The organism is Halomonas sp. DN3, assembly GCF_024137905.1.
In the GTDB taxonomy this organism is placed as follows: domain Bacteria; phylum Pseudomonadota; class Gammaproteobacteria; order Pseudomonadales; family Halomonadaceae; genus Halomonas; species Halomonas litopenaei.
On the sequence record NZ_CP099965.1, the window covers coordinates 558,509 to 581,526 of the forward strand.

Here is a 23,018-nt window from a genome sequence, read left to right on the forward strand (position 1 = left end):
GCTACTGTCCTTTTCTGGTGGTTGTGGCGGAGGAATTGGGGGTGGATGTTGCCCGTACAGCAAAGTGCCGATGCACTGTTTCGATGATGGCGAGGACGTCGAGCGCCTCGACCGCAGTCACGGGCAGCGGGGCGTCTTCGGTGAGGGACTTTGCAAGCTGGCTGTAGTAGGCCGGATAGTCGCCGCGTGCGGGCTCGATCTGGTGAAGATCGTTGCCGGCACCAAGAATCGGTTGGACGTCATCGATGCCGTAGGTGTCATCGAGGGGCGACGCGCCCCGAGCGAGCGCCGCTTCCTGTCCATCGAGGCCGTACTTGACGAAGGCGGCCTGGCTGCCGAGTACGTGAAAACGGGGCCCGGCCTGGGCGGCAAGACCGTTCATCCAGAGCCGTGAGCGCACCCCGCTACGGTGGAGCAAGGTGACGAAGGCGTCTTCGTCCGCCCCCGCGGAATCGCTGTGGCGGTCGAGTTCGGCGTGTACGGAGTCCACCGGACCGAACAACTGCAAGGCTTGGTCGATCAAGTGGCTGCCAAGGTCGAACAGCAGCCCCCCGGCTTGATCTACCGGCGTAGTGTCGCGCCAGTTACCGAAGCCTTCCGGCATCCACCAGGTGAAGCGGGACTCGAAGCTGCGCACCCGCCCCAAGGCGTCGTTGGCGATGAGCCGCGACAGGGTGAGGAAGTCGCCGTCCCAGCGCCTATTGTGGAAAACGCTGAGAGGCGTGCCGGCTTCCTGCGCCGCCTGGGTGATGGCTTTGGCATCCTCAAGGCAGGCGGCAAAGGGCTTGTCGACGACCAATGCGAGCTTTCGGGCGATGATGGCCTCGGCCTGACGACGATGGCCTTCGGGTGGCGTGGCCAGGATGACCAGATCGAGGGTGATCTCGCCAGCATCGACGGTCGCCAGCAGCGTCTCGAAGTCCGCGACGATCCGGGCTTTCGGGTAGCGCGACCGGGCCTGGGCGGCGCGTTCGGCGTCGCCAGTGACGATCACCTCAAGGCGATAGGCGGGATCTGCAGCGACAAGGGGGGCGTGGAAGATGCTGCCAGCCACGCCGAAGCCAACGATGGCGGTACGTAGGGGCAGGTCGCGGTGGGACATCAAAGTACCTCCGAGAGAAAGCGCTGCAGGCGGGGTGACTGTGGATTGTCGAACAGTTGGTCCGGCGGTCCTGCCTCGACCACCTCACCCTCGTCCATGAACACCACTTGGTCTGCGACCTTGCGGGCGAAGCCCATTTCATGGGTGACGACGATCATGGTCATGCCGCGCCGACAGAGGTCGGCCATCAGGGTCAGGACGCCATTGACCAACTCGGGGTCCAATGCCGAGGTGGCTTCGTCGAACAGCATCACCGCCGGATTCATGGCCAAGGCCCGGGCGATGGCGACGCGCTGTTGCTGGCCTCCAGAGAGATCGCTAGGGCGATGATCCGCACGCTCGGCCAGCCCCACCTCGGCGAGCCGTTCCCGAGCGATGGATTGGGCCTCCCGTTTGGACAGGCGCTTCACTTTCCAGGGGGCCAGGGCAACGTTGTCTAGCGCTGTATGGTCCGGGAAGAGATTGAAGTGTTGGAATACCATGCCGATGCGCAGACGTAGCAGGTCGGGCTTGACCTCCAGCACGCTGTCGCCGTCCAGAAGAACATTGCCGGCGGCAGGTTCGTGCAGGCGGTTGATGCCCCGGAGCACGGTGGACTTGCCAGACCCCGAGGGGCCAATGATGCAGGTGGTGGTGCCGGGGGCGATGGAGAGGTTGATGTTGCGCACGACCTGAACGTCGCCGTAGGCCATGCACAGATCTTTTACTTCGAGGCTGGCGCCGGTGAAGGCGGTCCCGACGGCGGGAGTCGCTGGCGTGGATGTCATGATTCATCACTCGCTTGTCGGTTTCATCGAAGGGGTGCTGTGGGAGGGCAGTTCATCGAGTTCCTTTAGCCCGCTGGTGGGAGCGCTGGGGCGGCGTCCGTTGCGCAGGCGGTTGTCGATGTGATTGACCAGGTGGGTCAGGGGCACGGTGATGAGCAGGTAGAACAGCCCTGCCAGAACCAGCGGCGATAGGTTGCCGGTGAGTACCGCGGCGTCCTGGCCTACGCGAAACAGCTCGCGCTCGCTGACCAGCAGGCCAAGGAAGTACACCAGCGAGGAGTCTTTCACGTTCGAGATGAACTGGTTGACCATTGCCGGTAGTACACGGCGGACGCCTTGAGGAATGACCACCAAGCGCATGGCACGTCCGTAGCTCATGCCGAGCGCCCGGCAGGCTTCCATCTGTCCTTTGTCGACGCTCTGGATACCGGAGCGAAAGATTTCGCCCATGTAAGCACTGGAGATCAGGCTCAAGGCCAGGATGCCCAACGGGTAGGGACTGGCTCCAAAGAGTTGCTGGCTGAGAGGAGCGAAGCCCTGGCCTACCAGCAGAATGGTGAGGATGGCCGGTAGGCCGCGAAAGATGTCGGTGTAGATGCGCGCTGGCGTCTTCAGCCAGCGTGAGGGTGAGATGCCCATGATCGCCAGCAGCAGCCCCAGGGCGGTGCCAAGCACTGTGGCCCACATTGAGATGATCAGGGTGTTGCTCAGCCCGGTCTGAAGCAGGTGGGGCAGTACGGAAGCCATCGCCTCGAAGTCGAGGAAGGTCCTGGCGAGGGTATCGAGAAATTCCATGGCTGGCTCTCTGTAGCGTTCAGGGAGGCCGAGAAGGCGGCTCGTGGGTCAGGACTGAGTGTTGCGTTCCGCGCTTGGCAGGTATTGGTCGGGAATCGGCGAGCCCGGGAACCACTGCTGGTAGAGGCGTTTCCAGGTACCGTCCTCCATGGCTGCGAGGATGGCCTCGTCGAGAGCCGCCTTGAAGTTGTCCTTGTCCTTGGCGATGGCGAAACCGGCGGGGGCGTCGAAGGATGGAATGTTCGCGGCGAGGGAGAGATTGAAGCGCTCGGTGTAGTCCTTGGCCGCTTCGTAGTCGAGGAAGTGGGCGTCCACCGCTCCGCTGTTGACCGCCGAAATGGCAGAGTTGTTGTCTGGGAAACGCACGAGGTCGGTGTCGGTGAAGTGTTTCACTGCGTAGGCCTCCTGGAGAGTGCCCTGGACGACCCCCAGCCGATGATCGGCTAGGTCGGAGCTGCCTTTGATTCCGGAATCTCTCGGTGTGACGACCGAGAGGTAGCCGGCCAGATAGCCCTCCGAAAAGTCGACGGTTTGCTGGCGCTCCTGAGTGATGCCGATTGCGGCGACACCCACGTCGAAGCGGCCGGTGGCTACGCCGGAGAGGATGCCGGTGAAGTCCTGGCCGACGAAGACCACTTTTTCGACGCCGATACGGTTGGCCACTTCGGTGAAGAACTCCACGTCGAAACCAGTAAAGTGACCACTTTCGTCGGTGAAAGTGTAGGGTTTGGCGTCGCCTAGGCTGGCCACGCGGATCTGGCCGGGTTCGATCAATCCAAAAGGGTTGTCGACATCGGCATCCGGGGAACCTTCATCGCAGCCGGTTAGGGTGAAGGCGGCGCTTGCGATCAGGATCAGGGCAGCCGCCGCCCGGGTGAGGGAAGAGGGGAGATTCATGATGGTGTCTACCTGTCTTTTTTTGTGGTGTCAGGATTTCTACCTTGTGAGCCGGGTCTTTTTTGAAACATTATTGAGACCGGTCTCATTTGGTGGGATCAGTGTAGGCATAGCGTTAAGATATCGTCAACCTCGAGAACGGAACCCCCGACTATGACAACACCATCTACCAGCAAGCGTGCTCTCACCGTGGCAGATGTGGCCCGTGAGGCGCAGGTGTCGAAGGCCCAGGCAGCGCGTGCCTTGGGTGGCTATGGTGCTGTGAGTGACAAGGTGAGGTCTCGGGTGGCGGCAGCGGCGGAGAGGCTCAGCTATCGCCCCAACCAATTGGCGCGCAGCATGAACACTGGTCGCTCTCAGTCTCTAGGCGTGGTGGTCGGGGATATCGAGAACCCCTATTTTGGCTTGGCTGTCCGAGGCATCTCCGACCTGGCCAAGGAGCAGGGCTATGATGTCATTCTGATCAACACTGACGAGAATCTTGGTGCTGAGCAGGACGCCGTCAGAGTGTTGGTGGATAAGCGAGTGGATGGGCTAATTGTTGCCCCGTGTTCGGCCGACGATATTGATCACTTAGCCCAAGTGGTGGAAGAGAGTCGTATTCTCGTGCTTTTCGATCGAATGGTAGAGGGCTTGGGGGTCGAAACAGTAGCCGCCTCGTTTGAGGCAGCTTCTCGTCAGGCGACCGAGTTGCTGCTCGATTCGGGGCATCGTCGTATTGCCTACGTTACCAGTCTTTCAGGCCGAGAACCCTTCACCCATGATGCTGTGCTGGGCTTTTCTCCTATTGCCCAACGGGTCGCGGGGATGAAGCAGGCCTTCCTTGCGTACGAGGTGGAGTTCGACCCTGCTCTGGTCAAGCTCAATGCGGGACGAGAAGAGGATGTCCAGCGCATCTTGGATGAACTTCTCGCGGAAAAGGAGCCGCCTACGGCTCTGGTTGCGTCGGACAATCGCATCGCGCAGGCGTTGTTGAAGGAGTGTCGGCGGCGTTCACTTCGAATTCCCGTCGATTTCTCTTTTGTCATGTACGACGACTTCCCTTGGACCGAGCTGGTCGATCCTCCTCTTACGGTAGTGACGCAGCCTGTGTATGCGATGGGGCAGGAAGTGGCGCGACGCACTATCGCCAGGATAAAAGGCGAAGATCCCGGGCCAATGCCAGCCTTTGAGGCAGTATTGATCAGGCGTGCTTCCATCAGTCACCCTGGTTAATAGACTCTCCCCCCGAGTGCGGCCCTTTCTTCTTCAACGGTGAGTGGGAGTACGTCGATCATGGTGTATCGATAAGTATCCAGTACACCCGCCTGAAGTTTCGTCACGGCGATCAGCGCCGGGCGATACGTGTCATCTTTTTCGTCGATACCGAGCTATCACAGGTTGCCTGTTTGCGGCTGTTGGCCCGCAAGATGGATGTCGATTTGCCCCCGTCAGGCGCCGGCATCCAGGTGGGTGGCATTTGGGAAAAAGCGTCGATACAGACGCCCCATGCTGTCTCCGGCGCGGACCTCTCGGTGTAGCTGCCAGGTGGGGGGCACGGCGGGAACCAGACCGCTTTCGACCTCCACGTAGATCCAGGCCTCTTCCGCCAGCCAGCCGGCTTCCAGGGCCTGGCAGCAGGGTTCGGCGAGGCCCTGGCGAAAAGGCGGGTCGAGAAACACCAGGTCGAAGGGGCTGGCGGTCTCGTCTTTCAGCAGCGCGGCGGCGTCGGCGCGGCGCACCTGGGCGCGATCGATCGCCAGCGTCGCCAGGTTATCGCTGATCGCCTGGGCCACCTGGGCATCGCGCTCGACGAACAGGGCCTCGCTGGCGCCACGCGATAGCGCCTCCAGGCCCAGGGCACCGGTGCCGGCAAACAGATCGAGCACGCGGACGCGGTAAAGCTCGCCCCCGAGCCAGTTGAACAGGGTCTCGCGGACCCGGTCCGGGGTCGGGCGAAGGCCGGTCTTGTCGAGCACCGGTAGCTGGCGGCGACGGTGTTCGCCACCGATGATGCGCAGCTTGCCAGGCGGCCGACCACTCGCGGGACTCTTGCCCGAGTGGGGTTTTCCGGCGGCGCCGCGCGGACGATTTCTGGAAGGACGTTGTCGACTCATGGGCGGCGATTCTACCCCCATGGCAGGGTGTCGTCATGCCTTCGCCATCGCTTCTGTGTCAGGCTATGGGCAGCGTCGCGTCGCCGCCTCGGGGCTGCCCTGTGTCCACAGCGAGCGGGCAGGGTGGTAGGATGTGGCGGTTCGTTCACCGGCTGAGGCGTCAGGTCATCCATGTTCGGTATTTTCAAGCGCAAGAAGAAGCACACGGGCGAAGAACCCGCCAAGGACCAGGAAGTCGTCGATCAGTCGTCTGCAGATGAGGCGGAAGGCGCGGCTGACAGGGAGGCTGAACAGCCCCTCGGCGACGAGCTGTCGCAACGCTCACCGTCGGATGCCGAGCCGCCCCAGCAGGGCCGGGAACCTGGCCCCGAGCCGACCGAGACCGCCGAGGCGGTGGTGCCGGAGCCTGTCGAGCCGGCAGCGCCGGCCCCCGCGGAGCCGTCTACTCCAGTCGAGCCGTCCACTCCAGCCGAGCCGTCCACTTCTGCCGAGCAGGCGCCCGCTGAAGCTGAGCCCGACAAGCTAGAGCCGGTCGAGCCAGAGCCCGTTGAGCCAAAGCCCGTTGAGCCAAAGCCCGTCGAGCAAAAGACCGACGATGCGCCGTCTGCCGGCCCCCTGCCGGCTGGCGAGACCCCGGAAGATGAATCGCCGGCCTCGGCGCACAAGCTTGCCGAGGCAGAGGTGCCCGAGCCCGTGAGCCCGCCCGCCGCCGACGCTGGCACCGGCCAGCGCGAGCACGCCGAGGTGATCGAGCCCAGTCGTCCCACCGGCCCGGCCCTGCAGGAAAAGCCCAGAGCGCCGGCCCAGGGCGCCAAGGGTGGCGAGAAGAAGGGCTGGTTTGCGCGCATGCGCGAGGGCCTGGGCAAGACCCGGGCCAACCTGAGCGACGGCCTGGCCGACCTGTTCATGGGTGCCAAGCAGATCGATGACGAGCTGATCGAGGACATCGAGACCCAGCTGCTGATGGCCGACGTCGGCATCGAGGCCACCAGCGAGATCATCGAGGCGCTGACCGATCGCGTCTCGCGCAAGGAGCTGAAGGACCCTGAAGCGCTGTACCGTGCGCTGCAGCAGGAGCTGGCCGCCATGCTTGGCGAGGTCAGCCAGCCCCTGAGCCTCGAGACCGCCGACGGTGGGCCCTTCGTCATCCTGGTGGTGGGCGTCAATGGCGTCGGCAAGACCACCACCATCGGCAAGCTGACCCAGCGCTTCCAGCGCGAGGGCAAGAGCGTGATGCTGGCGGCGGGGGATACCTTCCGCGCGGCCGCGGTAGAGCAGCTCAAGGTATGGGGCGAGCGCAACAGCGTACCGGTGGTGGCTCAGCACACCGGTGCCGACAGCGCCTCGGTGATCTATGACGCCGTGGCGGCGGCCCGTGCCCGTGGCGTCGACGTGCTGATCGCCGATACCGCCGGTCGCCTGCACAACAAGAGCCACCTGATGGAAGAGCTCAAGAAGGTCCATCGGGTGATGGGCAAGCTCGACGCGCAGGCGCCCCATGAGGTGATGCTGGTGCTCGACGCCGGTACCGGCCAGAACGCCTTGTCCCAGGCGGCCACCTTCAACGAGGCGGTTCCGGTCAGCGGGATCACCCTGACCAAGCTCGACGGTACCGCCAAGGGCGGGGTGATCTTCGCCCTGGCCAAGCAGTTGAAGACGCCGATCCGCTTTATCGGAGTGGGCGAGAGCCTGGATGACCTGCGGCCGTTCAAGGCCGAGGACTTCGTCGACGCCCTGTTCGACCGTCGCCCGAGTGACGCCGACGAATGATCGCCTTCGAGCACGTCGGCAAGCGCTATGGAGGGCGCTTCGAGGCGCTCTCCAATATCGATTTTCGCGTCTCGCGGGGCGAGATGGTGTTTCTCACCGGCCATTCCGGTGCCGGCAAGAGTTCGCTGCTGCGGCTGATCATGCGCCTGGAGCGACCCAGTCGCGGACGGGTGATGGTCGCCGGTCACGATATCGACAAGCTGCATCCCAGCCAGTTGCCGTTCTACCGGCGTCAGATCGGGGTGGTCTTCCAGGACCACCAGCTGCTGTTCGACCGCTCGATCTATCACAACGTGGCGTTGCCGCTGGAGATCCGCGGCCTGGCGCCGCGGGATATCGCGCGGCGGGTCCGCGCCGCACTCGACAAGGTCGGCCTGTTGCACCGCGAAAAGGCGCTTCCCATCGAGCTTTCCGGCGGCGAGCAGCAGCGCGTGGGTATCGCCCGGGCGGTGGTCAACAAGCCCGCCCTGCTGCTGGCCGATGAGCCTACCGGTAACCTCGACCCTCAGCTGTCTGCCGATATCATGGGGTTGTTCGAGGACTTTCATCGCATCGGCACCACGGTGATGATCGCCAGTCACGATCTGGCGTTGATCGCCAGGCTGCGGCACCGCACCCTGCGCCTGAGCGAGGGGCGACTGGTGGCCGACGAGGAGGCCGCATGAGCGCTCGCCATTCGCGCAAGGGCGCGGTGACACCCAGGGGCGCCTCGGCCGCCGCACGCACGGGCGGCCGCCAGGAGGCCCCGACGTCACCTCGGGGTGCGCGTCAGCAGACGGTACGCGCTCAGGGGCAGTGGCAAGCCTGGTTGCGTCACCATCGGGCCATGTGTCTGGACAGCCTGCGCCGGCTGGTGCGCCAGCCGGTGGGTAGCCTCTTGACCATGCTCGCCATCGCCATCGCCCTGGTGCTGCCCAGCGCCCTGTGGCTGTCGCTGGATAGCGCCAAGCTGGTGGACGCCGAGCTGGACGCCAGTGCCACCCTGACGGCCTATCTCGACAAGGGCGTGAGCGAGTCCGAGACCGGGCGCATCCTGGAGGCGCTGGGGGCCCAACCGGAGGTCGCCGCCACCGAATTGATCACCGCCGAGCAGGGCATGGCGGAATTCCAGCAATCCCTGGGGCTCGATGATGCCCTGGCGCGGCTCGACGAGAATCCGCTGCCCGCCGCGGTGGTGATCTCGCCGACGACGCCGTCACCGGAGGCCATGGCGGCGCTGTCCGAGCGCCTGTCGGCGATGTCCGGGGTGGCCGAGGTGCGCCTCGACCTGGCCTGGATCGAGCGTTTGCGGCAACTGGCTGAGCTGGGGCGTCGCCTGACCCTGGCGCTGGGGGTGCTGTTTGGGCTGGGCGTGCTGCTGGTGGTGGGCAACACCATCCGTCTGGCGGTGGAGAACCGGCGCAAGGAGATCGAGGTGGTGACCTTGATCGGTGCCACCCATGCCTTTGTACGCCGACCCTTCCTGTACAGCGGCGCCTGGTATGGCCTGGGTGGCGGACTGCTGGCGTGGGGGCTTCTGACCCTGGGCAGCGACTGGCTGGCGGCGCCGGTGGCATCGCTGGCGGCCAGCTACGGCGCGCACTATCAGCTACCGACCCTGGGCCTCGTCGGCTCTACAACATTGCTGACTTGTAGTACACTATTGGGCTGGTTGGGAGCCTGGATCGCCGTCAGCCGCCATCTGGCGGGCATCAAGCCACGCTAGCGGCAACAGGTAATCACCCGTTTCTTGTACGGTTTCGTCGGATGTCTACGACCAAAGGGGAACTTCTTACTATTTTTATCCTCCAAGGTGCATCCGAAATCTTGTTGGTCTTCGAGGAGACAACCTGCACATGAGCAACAGTCTTCTGCCGGTGGGTCATCTTTCACCGGGGCACGACCTCAACGGCTACATTCAGGCCGTCAATCGCATTCCGCTGCTGACGGTGGATGAAGAGCAGGACCTGGCCCATCGCCTTCAGCAGGAAGGTGATCTGGAAGCCGCCCGCCGTCTGGTCATGTCCCATCTGCGTTTTGTCGTGCACATCGCACGCAGCTATTCCGGCTATGGACTTCCCCAGGCTGACCTGATCCAGGAAGGCAACGTCGGCCTGATGAAGGCCGTCAAGCGCTTCGACCCGACCCAGGGTGTACGCCTGGTGTCCTTCGCGGTGCACTGGATCAAGGCCGAGATTCACGAGTTCGTGCTGCGCAACTGGCGCATCGTCAAGATCGCCACCACCAAGGCCCAGCGCAAGCTGTTCTTCAACCTGCGTGGCGCCAAGAAGCGCCTGGCCTGGTTGAACAGCGACGAGGTCGACGCCATCGCCAAGGATCTGGACGTCAAGCCCGAGGTGGTGCGCGAGATGGAAGGTCGTCTGGCCTCCCACGATGCCGGCTTCGATGCCTCACCGTCCGAGGACGAGGATTCGGCCTATCAGGCCCCGGTTCACTATCTGGACGACGCCAGCCAGGACCCGGCGACCCAGCTCGAGGACAGCGACTGGGAGCAGGACGCCACCCGTCGCCTCCAGGGGGCACTGGCCGAGCTCGACGAGCGCTCGCGGGATATCCTGAGCCAGCGTTGGTTGGCCGAAAACAAGGCGACCCTGCACGAACTGGCCGACGTCTATGGCGTGTCCGCCGAGCGCATTCGTCAGCTCGAGAAGAACGCCATGAAGAAGATTCGCGAACGCCTGGGCGATAGCATGGCGGCCTGATCGACACCGATGGCGCCAGCCGCCCGCAGGACGAAAACGCCCGAACCTCACGGTTCGGGCGTTTTCAGTTGTGGCGGAGCTTGTACCAGGGCGACTGCCACGAGGGCACCAGGGTGGTTGCCTGACCGCTATACGAGCCGCTACACGCCCTGGTACCAGCGCCTAGCCCTGGGCGCTGGCAGCACCCGTCAGGCCGCCGGCGGCGGCCGCGCGGCGGGCAATGTCGCCCAGCGCCTCGTCACCGGCGCTGAGATCGCGAAAGGCGCCCATGGCGCCGAGCAGGGCCGAACTCTCGTAGGGCACGAACACGCGCTCCCCTTGCTTGGCCATCTCCGGCAGCATCGAGATATAGGACTGGCCGAGCAGATAGCCGATGACCGCCCTGGTGCTCTTCTCGCCTTCTCCCATGGCACCCAGTACCAGCTCGATGGAGCGACTTTCGCCCTGGGCGCGCAGAATGGCGGATTCCTTGTCGCCCTGGGCGTTGAGGATTGCCGACTCCTTCTGGCCCTGGGCCTTGGCGATGGCCGCGGCCTTTTCGCCCTCGGCCTCGGTGACGGTGGCTCGACGGCGGCGTTCGGCGGACATCTGCAGGTGCATGGCCTCCTTGACCTCCGTCGGCATCTCGATGTCCTGCACCTCGATGCGATTGATCGCCACCCCCCACTTGGAGGCGGGTTCCTCCATCTGTTCCTTGATCTTGGCGTTGACCTCGGCGCGGGACTCGAAGATCTTGTCCAGCTCCATCTGGCCGACCACCGAGCGCAGCGTCGTCTTGGCCAGTACCTCCACCGCCTGGCTCATGTTCTCGATCTTGTAGACGGCGTTGGCCGGGTCGATGATCTGAAAGTAGATGGCGCCGTCGATGCGAACCGTCACGTTGTCGGTGGTGACCACCGGCTGGGACGGGAAGTCCATGACCGACTCGCGCAGGTCGATGCGGGTCTCCTGACTCAGCACCGGGGTGAATTCCTGGCCCTTGCGCAGGTAGCGCACCATCTTGATCGGTCTTGGCTTGTCGAAGAACGGAACGATGAAGTTGATGCCCTTCTGCAGCGTGCGGTGGTAGGCGCCGAGGCGCTCGATCACCATCACCTCGGACTCCTGAACGATCACCAGTCCCTTGATCACCATGATCACGGCGATGACGACCACCACCAGGGCAATCAATAGCCCCGGATTTATGGCATACGGCAACATGCAGGTACCTCCTTGGTATCGAGAGTGTCGCCCAGGGCGACCGACGGCATCCCGCCGCCGAAAGCCAGCTTAGGCAATGGGCGGGCGAGTGGCGATAGCGTCTGGCGGCCGCTGCCCGAACGAGAGCATGACCGGGATCAAGAACCTTCGCCGGCGGGACGGACCACCGCCTGGGTGCCCTCGAAGCGGACCAGCGTTACCTCGTCACCCGGACGAAGGGCAGGACCATTCCCTGCTTCGTCCGCCAGGCTGGCACGGTAGAGATCACCGTCGAGCTTGATGCAGGGTGCGTCATCGAAGTCGCGGCTGACCAGCACGAAGCGTTGACCGCGGCCTCCACCGCTGCCAGCCACGCCGAAGCCTTTTTTCGCGCCTCGGCCGCGTCGTCTTAACTGTCGAATCGCCAGCGGCACCAGCACGGCGCAGGCGATCGCCAGGACGATCAGTTGCAGGGTGAAAGTGGCGCCCAGCCAGGCGGCCAGGGCGGTGAGGGCGAGCGCCGCCGCCAGGGCCAGCAGCACGTAGGAGCCGGTCAGCAGCTCGACCAGCAGAGCCGCGAGTCCGGCCAGCAGCCACCACAGCGCGGGAGATAGAAAATCCATGAGGGGCCTCTTGGAAGCAGCGAAATGACGTCCTGTCCTGTCCTGTCCGATTCTGCGCCGCCTGCCGTGGCCCGGCAAGCCGGCGAGACCCGCAGACGACAGCGCCACCGCGATTGCGGTGGCGCTTGGCTGAATGTGAGGAGGCCCGAAAGGCTGTCGTGTTACGGGGCTTACCAGTACCCCAGCACCTTCCACCATAGGCTGCCGACACCGACCCAGACGGTCAGGTTGACCAGGCTCATCACCAGTCCGGCTTTCCACCAGGTGCCGAGTTCCACATAGCCGGAGCCGAAGATGATCGGGGCGGTGCCGGTGGCGTAGTGGGTCAGCGACATCATCAGCGAGGAGGCGCCGGCCAGCAGCAGGGCGATGTACAGGGTAGGGATGCCGAGGGCGATACCGGCGGCCAGGAAGGCGGCGTACATGGCGGTGATATGTGCGGTGGTGCTGGCGAAGAAGTAGTGCGCGTAGAAGTAGACACCGGTCAGCGCCAGGGCCATGCCGAACCAGCCCATATTGAAGCTGCTGATGCCCTCCTCGATGACCCCGGAGAACCAGCCGATCAGTCCGAGCTTGCCCAGAAAGCTAGCCATCATTACCAGAGCGGCGAACCACACGATGGTGTCCCAGGCGGACTTCTCGCCGAGGATGTCATCCCAGGTCAGCACATTGGTGACCAGCAGGATGGACAGTCCCAGCAGCGCCACCGCGGTGGAGTTCACCTTGAATTCGGGGCCGAACAGCATCGCCGGGATACCGGCCCACAGGATCAACAGCAGGCCGAACACGCCGATCATGATCTTTTCGGCGCGGTCGAGCGGGCCCATGGCGGTGAGCTGCTTGCGGGCGAAGGAGGTGGCGTCCGGGGTGCGCTTGAGTTCCGGCGGATACAGCACGTACAGCACCGCCGGCATCAAGGCGATGGCGACCAGGCCGGGCAACAGCGCGGCCAGCGCCCACTGGGTCCAGGTGATCGAGATGGCGGAATCGGTGGCCTTGGCGATCAGGTCGACGATCAAGGGGTTGGGGGCCGTTGCGGTGATGAACATGGCCGAGGTGATGGGGTTGGCGTGATAGTTCACCAGCGCCAGGTACTCGCCGATCTTCTTGCTGGTGCCGGACTCGGGGGAGGAGCCGAAGCTGTCGGCGATGGAGCGCATGATCGGGTGCATGATGCCGCCACCCCGGGCGGTGTTGCTGGGGGTGATCGGGGCGATGGTCAGCTCCGCCAGGGACAGGGCGTAGCCGATGCCGAGGGTGCGCTTGCCGAAGGCGGCGATAAAGGCGTAGCCGATGCGGTTGCCCAGACCCGTCTTCGACAGCCCGCGGGAGATCATGATGGCCAGGCCGATCAGCCAGATCAGCGGGTTGGAAAAGCCAGAGAGGGCGTCGGAGACCGCGCCCTTGGAGCTTTCAGGGTTGGTGACGCCGGTCAGCGCGACCAGGGTGATGGCAATGATCGCCAGGGCGCCGATGCGCATGGTCTTGCCGATGATGGCGGCGATGGTGGCGACGAAGATCGCCAGCAGGTGCCAGGCCTCGGGATTGACGCCGTCAGGTACGGGGATTACGAACCAGAGCGCCAGCCCCAGGGCCACCGAGACCAGGGCGGGAAGCGGTTTGAATGCGAGCATAAGCGAGCTCCTTTGGGGAAGATCGAGTGATCACCTCTCCGCAGAGAGAATCCGAAGGTGTTGTGCTCATTTACGCATAGACGAAGCGACGTCCGAATGACGGACATCAAGCAGAAGTACGGCTTTCGTCGAAATGGTCATGTCGAGTGCAACTTGCGCTGAGGAGGTCGCAGCGCCAAGGCAGGAGATAACGGTGCAGGAGTTGGGTGAGGGCTGCAGCCGACGCCATGCCGGGAACTGCCCGGCATGGCGCGAGAGGAGGTGAACGGTCCCTAGTCGGGCTTGATCGCGGTGCGGCCGCTGCCCAGGAACATCATCGCCAGGGCACCGAACAGGAACATGCCCTGCAGCTCCAGCGCCCAGCCGCCGCTGCTGGTCAGGCTGAACAGCTCACCCATATGCGCCAGATAGATGGCCACCACCATGTTGCCGGCGATCAGCAGACCGGCGATGCGAGTGTTCCAGCCGAGGATTGCCATGACAGGTGCGACGACTTCGCCCAGCAGGACGCCATAGGCGAGCACCGTGGGCAGGCCATGGGAGGCCAGGGTTTCACCGATCCAGGACAGGCTGCCGGGATTGATCAGCTTGCTGACGCCGTGCAGCAGGATCATCACGCCAAGGGCCAGGCGGAGTATCAGCTTTCCCAGGTCGTCGTTGTCGAGGGCGTTGAGCATGGTGACTTCCTTTTCACTAGGGGCTTTTTTGACTCGAGAGCCTTTCACTTCAGGTATTGGTCGGAAAACAGGCGCACCGAGTTGTTCGAGACTTCGCAGCATGATCGCGATGACGTCGGCATGGTGCCTTCGGTCGCAGCACCAGAATCGTCGAAACGGTCGGACCACGCAGGCAATTCTGGCATATTAGGCATCATCCAGATGACTCAGCTGCAAGGAAGATAGCATGGTTCCGTCACGACTTCGCCGCACCGCCGCTTTCGCTCTTTTCACCCTGGCGCTCAGTGCCTGTTCCAGCCAGCCCGCGCCCACGGCGGGTGGTGGCGACACGGCGGCCCCAGGCAGCGTCTCGAGCCCGCTGGTCGGCAAGCGCTGGAACCTGTTGCTGGTGGGCACCAGCGATCGCCTGTCGATGCCGCAGAAGCCGTACTTCGAGGTGGCTTCCGATGGCAGTGTCAGCGGTAGCGACGGCTGCAATCGCTTCACCGGCACGGTGAGCTTCGGTGACAGCCAGCGTATCGACTTCAGCGAACTGACCGCCACCCGCATGGCCTGCGCCAATCCCCAGGGGGCCCAGCAGGTCCGCGACATGCTCGACAACGCCTATCGCTACCTGATCGACCACGATCGACTGGTGTTCTTCGGCCCCAACTCGCTGGTGCTGGGCGGTTTTCGCGACGCCAGCTGACCGGGCCAGTGTTCATCGGGGCGATCAGCGACTCCGGTTGTCCCTCCTGGGCGCGGTACTCGAGATGTCGGCCGCAGCGCGGCTTGCATGATGCAGGCAGGATCGCAGGCTGTGCTTTCGCTGTTGGAAGCGATCCAGCCACCGGGGATGGATCGCCACCACGCGCACCGGAACGCTGGCCAATCCCAGCAATTGCACGATGGCCAGGCGGTGTGAGCCGCCGTAGCCGAGCACGACCTCGCCATCCCGGGTAATCAATACCTGCATTTCGTCATCGGGGTGGCGACTTTCGTCGGGGTGTTGGCGAGCCAGTTCTTGCTGGGTCTTGTAGCCGTGTCGGCGAATGCCGTGGTAGGCACGAGACAGCGTCTCGAAGTAGCGAGCGATATCCTCCTCGCTGCGACACCAGTAGGCGCCTTGCTGTGCCGGGTCGGTGCACTCGCCGGAACGATAGCGAGCCACCGCTTGATGCATCTGGGCGTACTGGGCGGTCTCGCGGAAGTGCCTGTCGTGGGCGAAGATGTCCTCGACTGCAGCGGTCTCGTTCAGGCGTGCCTGGCAAAGTGGTGCAACATGGCTGATGTCCCAGTCGCCTTCACTGATCAACTCACGGCTCAAGCCAGAGCGCGTGACGCAGCGCGCGATGCGCCTTGGGTCGATGTCGACCAGCGGCAGGTCGTTGGCATTCAGCCAGCGACGTTGAAGGTCGACACGGCCACGCAGCTCGGCCAGGTACAGCAGGGCACGCCGTGTTCGGCGGCGAAGGCGTGGCAGGGCGGCGAGCCCGGCAGTGCCAGGGAACGCCAGGGGGGAAAGGCCCGAGTGCGTCATGTTGTACATGTCTATTGTTGTTGTACGCGTTGGTATGGCCGTTGTTCGGTCTGCTGTCGTATCTGCGGCCGAATCGGCGATTGGCCTGAAGGAACGGCTGTGCTGACAGCTTCACTGTGCCGCAAAATACTTTAATAGAAGAAACTGAAATTTGTAGTAATACCGTCATCTTTGTGTCGTACCCGATCAGGCTGAGGCGACGCAGACGGTTGCCTGAGGCGCGGGGCAGGCACGAACCAATAGCGACGTTCCGCCAGGGGGGGGGATGGCCTTCAGCAACGAAGAGAGAGCGGCATTGCTGGCGCTTCACGGGGTAGGGCCGACTGTCATCAGTCGCTTTGAGCAGCTTGGTATCGACTCTTTCGAGCGTCTGGCGACGTTCGAGGCCCGGGAGATCGCCGAGCAGGTGGCATCGATGCTCAACACCAGCTGCTGGAAGAATTCGCCACGCGCCCTGGCGGCGGTGGAGGCGGCCATCGTGCGTGCCAGGCAAGGGCTCAAGGTAGGCTGAGACCCTGACTTGAGATCATGGCGGACCAAAAAGAGCCGACCCCGCCAGTGGCGGGGTCGGCTCGGGTGGTGCTGACGTCGGTCGTGCCGGCTTGGGCCCGGACTCGACTAGAGCGCCGCGATCTTGTCGCGCTGTTCGACCAGCACCCGGCGGGCGGCCTGGTACTCCTCGAGCTTGCCACGCTCCTTGTCGATGACGGCGGCCGGGGCCTTGGCCACGAAGCCTTCGTTGGCGAGCTTCTTCTCGACGCCGCCGATCAACTTGTCCTGCTTGTCGATCTCCTTGCCCAGGCGGGCGAGTTCGGCGTCCTTGTCGATCAGGTCCGCCATCGGCACCAGCACTTCCATGTCGCCGACCAGCTGGGTGGCGGACAGCGGCGCCGTGCTGGCGTCATCGAGCCAGTCGATGGACGACAGCTTGGCCAGCTTCGACAGGAACAGGCGATTGGCGCTCAGGCGCGCCTGGTCGGCCTCGCTGCCCTTGGTCAGCAGGGCGTCGAGCGGCTTGCCCGGGGCGATGTTCATCTCGGCGCGGATATTGCGCACCGCCACGATCACCCCCTTGAGCCATTCGATGTCGCGGATCGCGTCCTGGTCGATCAACGCCTCATCCGCCAGCGGCCAGGCCTTGGCCATCAGCGAGTCGTTGTCCCCTTCCAGGGTGCCGGCGAGCGGCGCCACGCGCTGCCAGATCTCCTCGGAGATGTACGGCATCATCGGATGGGCCAGACGCAGGATGGCTTCCAGCACCCGCACCAGGGTGCGCCGGGTGCCGCGCTTGGCGGCCTCGCTGGCGCCTTCGTCCCACAGTACCGGCTTGGACAGCTCCAGATACCAGTCGCAGTACTCGTTCCAGACGAAGTCGTAAAGCGCCTGGGAGGCGTGGTCGAAGCGGAACTCCTCCATCGCACGAGTGACCTGATCCACCGTCTGCTGCAGGCGGGCCTCGATCCAGCGGTCGGCCAGCGACAGCTCGACCTCGCCGCCTTCGCGGCCGCAGTCCTCGTTCTCGGCGTTCATCAAGACGTAGCGAGAGGCGTTCCACAGCTTGTTGCAGAAGTTGCGGTAGCCGTCCAGCCGGCCCATGTCGAACTTGATGTCGCGACCGGTGGTGGCCTGGGACAGGAAGGTGTAGCGCAGGGCGTCGGTGCCGTGGGCCTCGATGCCGTCGGGGAACTCCGAACGGGTCGCCTTGGCGATGGCCTTGGCCTTCTGCGGCTGCATCATGTTGCCGGTGCGCTTGTCGACCAGCGCCTCCAGATCGATGCCGTCGATCAGGTCGATGGGGTCGAGCACGTTGCCCTTGGACTTGGACATCTTCTGGCCCTGGCCGTCACGCACCAGGCCGTGGACGTAGACCGTCTTGAACGGCACCTCGTCGGTGAACTTGAGGGTCAGCATGATCATCCGCGCGACCCAGAAGAAGATGATGTCAAAGCCGGTCACCAGCACGCTGCTGGGATGGAACGTCTTGAGCTCTTCGGTCTGCTCGGGCCAGCCGAGGGTGCCGAAGGTCCACAGCCCGGAGCTGAACCAGGTGTCGAGTACGTCCTCGTCCTGGGTCAGGGCGACGTCGCCTGCGATGCCGTGCTTTTCGCGGGCCTCGGCTTCGGTGCGCGCCACATAGACGTTGCCGTCTTCGTCATACCAGGCGGGGATACGGTGGCCCCACCACAGCTGGCGCGAGATGCACCAGTCCTGCAGGTCGCGCATCCACGAGAAGTACATGTTCTCGTAATTCTTGGGCACGAACTGGATGTCGCCGTTTTCTACCGCCTCGATGGCCGGCTTGGCCAGGGTCTCTACCGCCACGAACCATTGATCGGTCAGCAGCGGCTCGATCACGTCACCGGAACGATCGCCGTAGGGCAGGGTGTTGTTGACCGTTTCGGTCTTCTCGAGCAGGCCCTTGGCCTCCATGTCGGCGACGATGGCCTTGCGAGCGGCAAAGCGGTCGAGGCCGGCGTAGGCCGCAGGCAGGCTAGTGTCGATGTCGGTCAGCGGACGGCCCTGGATGTCGAAGGCCTCGGCGGCTTCGAGGATATGGGCGGTCTTCGAGAAGACATTGATCAGTGGAAGACCAGCGCGCTTGCCGACTTCATAGTCGTTGAAGTCGTGGGCCGGGGTGATCTTCACGCAGCCCGAGCCCTTGTCCATGTCGGCGTGCTCATCGGCGACGATGGGGATGCGACGGCCGACCAGCGGCAGCTCGACAAACTTGCCGACCAGCGAGGCGTAGCGCTCGTCGTCGGGATTGACCGCCACGGCGCTGTCGCCGAGCAGGGTCTCGGGGCGGGTGGTGGCGACCACCAGATGGTCGAGGCCGGCGTCGGTGGTGACACCGTCGGCCAACGGATAGCGGAAGTGCCAGAACTGACCCTGCTGGTCGCGATTCTCGACCTCGAGATCGGAGATGGCGGTGTTCAGCGTCGGGTCCCAGTTGACCAGGCGCTTGCCGCGATACACCAGATCCTCTTCGTACAGGCGGACGAAGACCTCCTGCACCGCCTTGTAGAAGCCCTCATCCATGGTGAAGCGCTCGCGGCTCCAGTCGAGGCTTGCGCCCATGCGACGGAGCTGGCGGGTGATATGGCCGCCGGACTCGTGCTTCCATTCCCACACCTTGTCGATGAAGGCCTCGCGCCCCAGGTCGTGGCGCGTCTTGCCTTCCTCGGCGGCGACCTTGCGCTCCACCAGCATCTGGGTGGCGATGCCGGCGTGGTCGGTGCCCACCTGCCACAGGGTGTTGCGCCCCTGCATCCGCCGCCAGCGGATCAGGGTGTCCATGATGGTGTCCTGGAAGGCGTGACCCATGTGCAGGCTGCCGGTGACGTTGGGCGGCGGAATCATGATGGCGAAGGGGTCGCCCTTGCCCGAGGGCGCGAACCGTCCGTCGTTTTCCCAGCGCTCGTACCAGCGGGCTTCGATGCTTTCGGGTTGGTAGGTCTTGTCCATGGGGTACTCTTGCTAGCGGAGCCCGGGGCATGCCAGGCACGAGACAGAGGCTCGCGCAGGGCGCTGGGCTTGGAGTTCGACAGCCGGCGCTCGGGCTCGCAAGCTTCCCGCCGAAGAGCGGTTGCGCGAGTGAGGCCTGCGAAAAATGGGCTCGATTATACCCTGATCCGACGCGGGGCGTCAGGGGCTGCCGGGATGACCAGCAGTGTCCTGACGATTTGCTGGCCGGCGTCTACCCCTGCCCCTCGAGGTGGTGCGGTGTGACCGGGTAGCCGCGCTGCTTGTAGGTCTTCCAGCACTCGCGCTTGACCGTCAGTACGTCCTGGTGCTGGTTGATGATCTCGGCCACTCGCTCGAAGCGAGAAAACCACTCGGGGATTTCCGGCGACAGATTGAGCATCGCCTGGGGCGGCGGGTCGAGGCTTTGCGGCGGGCCCTGCCAGCCGATGGTGACGGCAACTGGCCTCGCTTCTTGCTGGGTTGATTCTGTAGCGCGGGCCTCTCTTGCGTCGGCCCCGCCGCCGGGCTCTTGCATACCGGCCCCGCCCCCGGCCTCTCTTGCATCGGCCCCGCCCCCGGCCTCGAGCGCATGGGGGACGAAGGCGTCGGGACGAAAGTCCCATAGGCGCTGGTCGAGCTCCCGGGCCATGGCTTCGTCTTCGGCGTACAGGTAGAGCCGATAGCCCTTGCGGGCGATGGTCTCGGTCAGCCGACAGGCGAAGGCGAGGCGGGCCTCGAGGGTGGTGTCCGGCAGGATGTAGAAATCGATCTTGGTCATGCGCTCTGACTTGATGGCTGAACGAAGGCCGCCCGGGGGCGGCCTTTTAGTAGGGAAGGAGCCGGATCAGGCAAGACGGGTCAGCCAGCCATGGGTGTCTTCGACACGGCCGTACTGGATGTCGAGCAGACGCTTGCGCAGTCGGCTGGCCACCTCGTTGCCCTCAGGGTGCTCGATCACGCCGTCCTCGCTGACCAGTCGCCCGATGGGGGTGATGACCGCGGCGGTACCGCAGGCAAAGACCTCGGTAATCTCGCCGGAGGCCACGCCATCGCGCCACTCGTCGATGCTGATGGGGCGCTCTTCCGGGGTCAGGCCCTCATCCTTGGCCAGTTCGAGCATGGAATCCCGGGTCACCCCCTCGAGGATGGTGCCGGTCAGGCGCGGGGTGACCAGGCGGCCGTCACGGGTGACGAAGAACAGGTTCATGCCGCCGAGTTCCTCGATCCAGGTGTTTTCCACGGCGTCGAGGAAGGCCACCTGGTCGCAGCCGTGGTCGGCGGCTTCCTTCTGGGCCAGCAGCGAGGCGGCGTAGTTGCCGCCGCACTTGGCGTAGCCGGTGCCGCCAGGAGCGGCGCGGTTGTAGTTCGACGACAGCCAGATCGATACCGGCTTGACCCCACCCTTGAAGTAGGCAGCTACCGGCGAGGCGATGACGTAGAAGTCCACCTCCTTGGACGGGCGCACGCCAAGGAAGGCCTCGGAGGCGATCATGAAGGGGCGCAGGTAGAGACTGGATTCCTCGGCTGCGCTTGCCGGCGTCGGCACCCAGTCGATGTCCTGGGCGACCAGCGCCTTGACCGCACCGATGAAGTCCTCGTCGGACAGTTCCGGCAGGGCCAGGCGACGGGCGCTGGCGCGAAAGCGCGCGGCGTTCTTTTCCGGGCGGAAGGTCCAGACGCTGCCGTCGGCGTGTCGGTAGGCCTTCATGCCCTCGAAGATTTCCTGGGCGTAGTGCAGCACCGAGGCGGCCGGGTCCAGTGACAGCGGGCCGTAGGGACGTACCTGATGGCCGTGGAAGCCGGCGTCCTCGGTCCAGCGGATGTGGGCCATGTGGTCGCTGAAGTGACGACCGAAGCCCGGGTTCTCGAGAATGGTGTTACGGATGCTCGCGTCGGTGGCGTTGGCGTTGGGCTCGAGCGAGAAGCCTTGGATGGACACGGGTCGTTCTCCAGAATCGTATCGCGCCGCAAGGGCTCTGCGGCGACAGCGGATCGAGGTCGAGTCAGGGGGCTCGACCGGGATGGGGTGGGCAGGCATCGTGCCTGCCGATGGAATCAGAATGACACAGGCTCGCCCTTTCGGGAAAGCCTGTGGGTCGGGAAAGCCTGTAGGACGGGGAAGCCCGCCGGGGCGGGTGCCGACGTCTGTCGGCACCCGTGTGGACGGCGGACTTGCCGGGTCAGTCCTGGTCGGTGTTGACCACCTCTGCCTCGCGGTCGAGCAGGTAGCGGGTCAGCAGGCCCACCGGGCGGCCTGTGGCACCCTTGGCGCTGCCGCTGTTCCAGGCGGTGCCGGCCACGTCCAGGTGCGCCCAGGGGAAGTCGGTGGCGAAGCGCGACAGGAAGCAGCCGGCGGTGATGGTGCCCGCCGGGCGCCCGCCGATGTTGGCCAGGTCGGCGAAGTTGGAGTCCAGCTGCTCCTGGTACTCGTCCCACAGTGGCAGATGCCAGGCGCGGTCCCAGGCGGTCTCGCCGGCGTCGAGAAGGTCCAGCGCCAGGTCGTCGTCGTTGGACATCAGGCCGGTGGCGTGGTGGCCGAGCGCGATGATGGCGGCACCGGTGAGGGTGGCGATATCGACGACGCTGGCCGGCTCGAAGCGCTCGGCGTAGGTCAGGGCGTCACACAGCACCAGGCGGCCTTCGGCGTCGGTGTTGAGCACCTCCACCGACAGCCCCTTCAGCGTCTTGATGATGTCGCCCGGTTTGGTGGCACGACCGCTGGGCATGTTCTCGGCGGCGGCGACGATGGCGACCAGATTGATCTTTGGCTTGATCGCCAGGATCGAGGCTACCGCGCCGAACACGCTGGCGGCGCCGCACATGTCGAACTTCATCTCGTCCATGCCGGCACCGGGCTTGAGCGAGATACCGCCGGTGTCGAAGGTGATGCCCTTGCCGACGAGCACGTGAGGTGACTCGTTTTCGTCGTCCGCGCCTTGATAGCGCATCACGATCAGTCGCGACGGCTCGTCGCTGCCATGACCTACCGACAACAGCGAGTGCGCGCCGAGCTCTTCAAGGGCCGCCTCGTCGAGGATCTCGGTGGTCAGGTCACCGTCGGATTCGCTGGCCAGGCGCTCGGCCTCGCTGGCGAGGTAGCGCGGCGTGCAGACATTGCCCGGCAGGTTGCCGAGCTGGCGGGCCAGGTTGATGCCCTGGCCCACGGCGGCACCCTGGCGGGCGCCTTCGCTGGCTGCGTTCTGGTCTTCGCCTTCGCTGAGCAGGATCGACACCGTCTTGAGGCTGGGGGCCGGGCCACTTTCTTGCTTGAAGTCGGTGAAGCGGTAGCTGGCGCGAAGCGCGCTTTCGGCGATCTTGTGGGCCTTCCAGCCGGCGTCGCGATCCTCGACGGGCACGTCGGTAAGGGCCACCGAGACTTCGTCCACGGTCAGCTGACCGAGGCTCGCGAAGGCGGCATCCACGGCCTTGCAGAAGGCGCCTTCGTGGCACTTGTCGCGCTCACCGAAGCCGACCAGCAGCAGGCGGTCGGCGCACAGCCCAGGCGCAAAGGGCACCAGCTGGACGTTGCCGAGCTTGGCGTTGAAATCGCCACGCTCGATCAACTGCCCGATCAGACGCTCGCTGGCGTCGTCGAGCTTGGCGGCGGCGGGAGTAAGCTCACCGTCCTTGAATACCGGGATGACCAGGCAAGCGGTCTCGATCTTGACCGGGTTGGCCGTCTTTACAGGGAATTCCATGCTGACTCCACAAGACAAGTGTGGGGGGATTCTGGATAATGCCGGCACGATGCCGAGTCCATCCAGTGTACCCAAGGCCCCCGGGGTTTGCATG

At 64.6% G+C, this 23,018-nt stretch carries 21 protein-coding genes; 7 read left to right on the forward strand and 14 right to left on the reverse strand.

The genetic code is table 11. From position 1 onward, the window contains the following. Nucleotide 1 precedes the first annotated feature (1 nt). From NKF27_RS02555 to NKF27_RS02570, 4 genes are all read right to left on the reverse strand, one after another. Nucleotides 2-1,102: a Gfo/Idh/MocA family oxidoreductase gene (locus NKF27_RS02555; RefSeq protein WP_253555232.1), complete on the reverse strand. Its 1,101-nt coding sequence runs from the start codon at nt 1,100-1,102 to the stop codon at nt 2-4. Then, nucleotides 1,102-1,794: an amino acid ABC transporter ATP-binding protein gene (locus NKF27_RS02560; RefSeq protein ID WP_253556398.1), complete on the reverse strand. Its 693-nt coding sequence runs from the start codon at nt 1,792-1,794 to the stop codon at nt 1,102-1,104. The genes NKF27_RS02555 and NKF27_RS02560 overlap by 1 nt, the downstream gene beginning before the upstream one ends. Before the next feature lie 81 nt (nt 1,795-1,875). Then, a complete protein-coding gene (locus NKF27_RS02565) occupies nt 1,876-2,664 on the reverse strand; it encodes an amino acid ABC transporter permease (RefSeq protein WP_253555233.1) in 789 nt (262 codons plus the stop codon). 48 nt (nt 2,665-2,712) lie between these two features. Then, complete coding sequence (locus NKF27_RS02570; RefSeq protein WP_253555235.1) at nt 2,713-3,561, reverse strand: ABC transporter substrate-binding protein; 849 nt, start codon at nt 3,559-3,561, stop codon at nt 2,713-2,715. A 153-nt stretch (nt 3,562-3,714) separates the two neighbouring features. Here NKF27_RS02570 and NKF27_RS02575 point away from each other — a divergent pair, with 153 nt between their 5' ends. Beyond that, complete coding sequence (locus tag NKF27_RS02575) at nt 3,715-4,776, forward strand: LacI family DNA-binding transcriptional regulator (RefSeq protein ID WP_253555237.1); 1,062 nt, start codon at nt 3,715-3,717, stop codon at nt 4,774-4,776. A gap of 215 nt (nt 4,777-4,991) precedes the next feature. Here the strand turns inward: NKF27_RS02575 and rsmD are convergent, their stop codons facing one another. Further along, complete coding sequence (rsmD, locus tag NKF27_RS02580) at nt 4,992-5,657, reverse strand: 16S rRNA (guanine(966)-N(2))-methyltransferase RsmD (protein WP_253555238.1); 666 nt, start codon at nt 5,655-5,657, stop codon at nt 4,992-4,994. Between the two features lie 171 nt (nt 5,658-5,828). On the opposite strand from rsmD, the gene ftsY reads away from it, so the two are divergent. From ftsY to rpoH, 4 genes are all read left to right on the forward strand, one after another. Beyond that, nucleotides 5,829-7,427, forward strand: coding sequence for a signal recognition particle-docking protein FtsY (gene ftsY / locus NKF27_RS02585; RefSeq protein WP_253555239.1), 1,599 nt, complete (start codon nt 5,829-5,831; stop codon nt 7,425-7,427). Then, nucleotides 7,424-8,092, forward strand: a complete 669-nt coding sequence (gene ftsE, locus NKF27_RS02590; protein ID WP_045991304.1) for a cell division ATP-binding protein FtsE — start codon at nt 7,424-7,426, stop codon at nt 8,090-8,092. The genes ftsY and ftsE overlap by 4 nt, the downstream gene beginning before the upstream one ends. Next, on the forward strand, nt 8,089-9,132 hold the full coding sequence (gene ftsX, locus NKF27_RS02595; protein ID WP_253555240.1) for a permease-like cell division protein FtsX: 1,044 nt from the start codon (nt 8,089-8,091) through the stop codon (nt 9,130-9,132). The genes ftsE and ftsX overlap by 4 nt, the downstream gene beginning before the upstream one ends. A 130-nt stretch (nt 9,133-9,262) precedes the next feature. Beyond that, a complete protein-coding gene (gene rpoH, locus NKF27_RS02600; RefSeq protein ID WP_045991302.1) occupies nt 9,263-10,129 on the forward strand; it encodes an RNA polymerase sigma factor RpoH in 867 nt (288 codons plus the stop codon). Nucleotides 10,130-10,291: 162 nt separating this feature from the next. On the opposite strand, the gene NKF27_RS02605 is transcribed toward rpoH, so the two are convergent. The 4 genes from NKF27_RS02605 to NKF27_RS02620 all read right to left on the reverse strand — a co-directional run bounded on the left by NKF27_RS02605 (nt 10,292) and on the right by NKF27_RS02620 (nt 14,242). Next, on the reverse strand, nt 10,292-11,326 hold the full coding sequence (locus NKF27_RS02605; protein WP_108131605.1) for an SPFH domain-containing protein: 1,035 nt from the start codon (nt 11,324-11,326) through the stop codon (nt 10,292-10,294). A 140-nt stretch (nt 11,327-11,466) separates the two neighbouring features. Beyond that, entirely contained in the window at nt 11,467-11,931 is a 465-nt protein-coding gene (locus tag NKF27_RS02610; RefSeq protein ID WP_253555241.1) for an NfeD family protein, read from the reverse strand. 170 nt (nt 11,932-12,101) lie between these two features. Further along, a complete protein-coding gene (locus NKF27_RS02615) occupies nt 12,102-13,565 on the reverse strand; it encodes a DASS family sodium-coupled anion symporter (protein ID WP_253555242.1) in 1,464 nt (487 codons plus the stop codon). Between the two features lie 272 nt (nt 13,566-13,837). Continuing rightward, on the reverse strand, nt 13,838-14,242 hold the full coding sequence (locus NKF27_RS02620; RefSeq protein ID WP_045991298.1) for a DoxX family protein: 405 nt from the start codon (nt 14,240-14,242) through the stop codon (nt 13,838-13,840). Between the two features lie 226 nt (nt 14,243-14,468). Here NKF27_RS02620 and NKF27_RS02625 point away from each other — a divergent pair, with 226 nt between their 5' ends. Further along, the gene (locus NKF27_RS02625) at nt 14,469-14,930 is read left to right on the forward strand and encodes an META domain-containing protein (RefSeq protein WP_222568265.1); all 462 of its coding nucleotides are present in this window, start codon (nt 14,469-14,471) and stop codon (nt 14,928-14,930) included. Between the two features lie 24 nt (nt 14,931-14,954). On the opposite strand, the gene NKF27_RS02630 is transcribed toward NKF27_RS02625, so the two are convergent. After that, a complete protein-coding gene (locus NKF27_RS02630; protein ID WP_253555243.1) occupies nt 14,955-15,761 on the reverse strand; it encodes a hypothetical protein in 807 nt (268 codons plus the stop codon). Between the two features lie 265 nt (nt 15,762-16,026). On the opposite strand from NKF27_RS02630, the gene NKF27_RS02635 reads away from it, so the two are divergent. Continuing rightward, the gene (locus tag NKF27_RS02635; protein WP_045991295.1) at nt 16,027-16,272 is read left to right on the forward strand and encodes a hypothetical protein; all 246 of its coding nucleotides are present in this window, start codon (nt 16,027-16,029) and stop codon (nt 16,270-16,272) included. A gap of 107 nt (nt 16,273-16,379) precedes the next feature. On the opposite strand, the gene NKF27_RS02640 is transcribed toward NKF27_RS02635, so the two are convergent. The 4 genes from NKF27_RS02640 to NKF27_RS02655 all read right to left on the reverse strand — a co-directional run bounded on the left by NKF27_RS02640 (nt 16,380) and on the right by NKF27_RS02655 (nt 22,924). Further along, complete coding sequence (locus tag NKF27_RS02640; protein ID WP_253555244.1) at nt 16,380-19,226, reverse strand: valine--tRNA ligase; 2,847 nt, start codon at nt 19,224-19,226, stop codon at nt 16,380-16,382. A 232-nt stretch (nt 19,227-19,458) separates the two neighbouring features. Further along, on the reverse strand, nt 19,459-20,004 hold the full coding sequence (locus NKF27_RS02645) for a DNA polymerase III subunit chi (protein WP_253555246.1): 546 nt from the start codon (nt 20,002-20,004) through the stop codon (nt 19,459-19,461). Nucleotides 20,005-20,070: 66 nt separating this feature from the next. Next, nucleotides 20,071-21,165, reverse strand: coding sequence for a branched-chain amino acid aminotransferase (locus NKF27_RS02650; protein WP_253555248.1), 1,095 nt, complete (start codon nt 21,163-21,165; stop codon nt 20,071-20,073). A 241-nt stretch (nt 21,166-21,406) separates the two neighbouring features. Next, a complete protein-coding gene (locus NKF27_RS02655) occupies nt 21,407-22,924 on the reverse strand; it encodes a leucyl aminopeptidase (RefSeq protein ID WP_253555250.1) in 1,518 nt (505 codons plus the stop codon). Nucleotides 22,925-23,018 lie beyond the last annotated feature (94 nt).

Excerpts from the sequence above, each read along its gene's own strand:
- NKF27_RS02555 (WP_253555232.1), bottom strand. The coding sequence starts at position 1,102 with ATGTCCCACCGCGACCTGCCCCTACGTACCGCCATCGTTGGCTTCGGC.
- NKF27_RS02560 (WP_253556398.1), bottom strand. The coding sequence starts at position 1,794 with ATGGCCTACGGCGACGTTCAGGTCGTGCGCAACATCAACCTCTCCATC.
- NKF27_RS02565 (WP_253555233.1), bottom strand. The coding sequence starts at position 2,664 with ATGGAATTTCTCGATACCCTCGCCAGGACCTTCCTCGACTTCGAGGCG.
- NKF27_RS02570 (WP_253555235.1), bottom strand. The coding sequence starts at position 3,561 with ATGAATCTCCCCTCTTCCCTCACCCGGGCGGCGGCTGCCCTGATCCTG.
- NKF27_RS02575 (WP_253555237.1), top strand. The coding sequence starts at position 3,715 with ATGACAACACCATCTACCAGCAAGCGTGCTCTCACCGTGGCAGATGTG.
- rsmD (WP_253555238.1), bottom strand. The coding sequence starts at position 5,657 with ATGAGTCGACAACGTCCTTCCAGAAATCGTCCGCGCGGCGCCGCCGGA.
- ftsY (WP_253555239.1), top strand. The coding sequence starts at position 5,829 with ATGTTCGGTATTTTCAAGCGCAAGAAGAAGCACACGGGCGAAGAACCC.
- ftsE (WP_045991304.1), top strand. The coding sequence starts at position 7,424 with ATGATCGCCTTCGAGCACGTCGGCAAGCGCTATGGAGGGCGCTTCGAG.
- ftsX (WP_253555240.1), top strand. The coding sequence starts at position 8,089 with ATGAGCGCTCGCCATTCGCGCAAGGGCGCGGTGACACCCAGGGGCGCC.
- rpoH (WP_045991302.1), top strand. The coding sequence starts at position 9,263 with ATGAGCAACAGTCTTCTGCCGGTGGGTCATCTTTCACCGGGGCACGAC.
- NKF27_RS02610 (WP_253555241.1), bottom strand. The coding sequence starts at position 11,931 with ATGGATTTTCTATCTCCCGCGCTGTGGTGGCTGCTGGCCGGACTCGCG.
- NKF27_RS02615 (WP_253555242.1), bottom strand. The coding sequence starts at position 13,565 with ATGCTCGCATTCAAACCGCTTCCCGCCCTGGTCTCGGTGGCCCTGGGG.
- NKF27_RS02620 (WP_045991298.1), bottom strand. The coding sequence starts at position 14,242 with ATGCTCAACGCCCTCGACAACGACGACCTGGGAAAGCTGATACTCCGC.
- NKF27_RS02625 (WP_222568265.1), top strand. The coding sequence starts at position 14,469 with ATGGTTCCGTCACGACTTCGCCGCACCGCCGCTTTCGCTCTTTTCACC.
- NKF27_RS02630 (WP_253555243.1), bottom strand. The coding sequence starts at position 15,761 with ATGACGCACTCGGGCCTTTCCCCCCTGGCGTTCCCTGGCACTGCCGGG.
- NKF27_RS02635 (WP_045991295.1), top strand. The coding sequence starts at position 16,027 with ATGGCCTTCAGCAACGAAGAGAGAGCGGCATTGCTGGCGCTTCACGGG.
- NKF27_RS02640 (WP_253555244.1), bottom strand. The coding sequence starts at position 19,226 with ATGGACAAGACCTACCAACCCGAAAGCATCGAAGCCCGCTGGTACGAG.
- NKF27_RS02645 (WP_253555246.1), bottom strand. The coding sequence starts at position 20,004 with ATGACCAAGATCGATTTCTACATCCTGCCGGACACCACCCTCGAGGCC.
- NKF27_RS02655 (WP_253555250.1), bottom strand. The coding sequence starts at position 22,924 with ATGGAATTCCCTGTAAAGACGGCCAACCCGGTCAAGATCGAGACCGCT.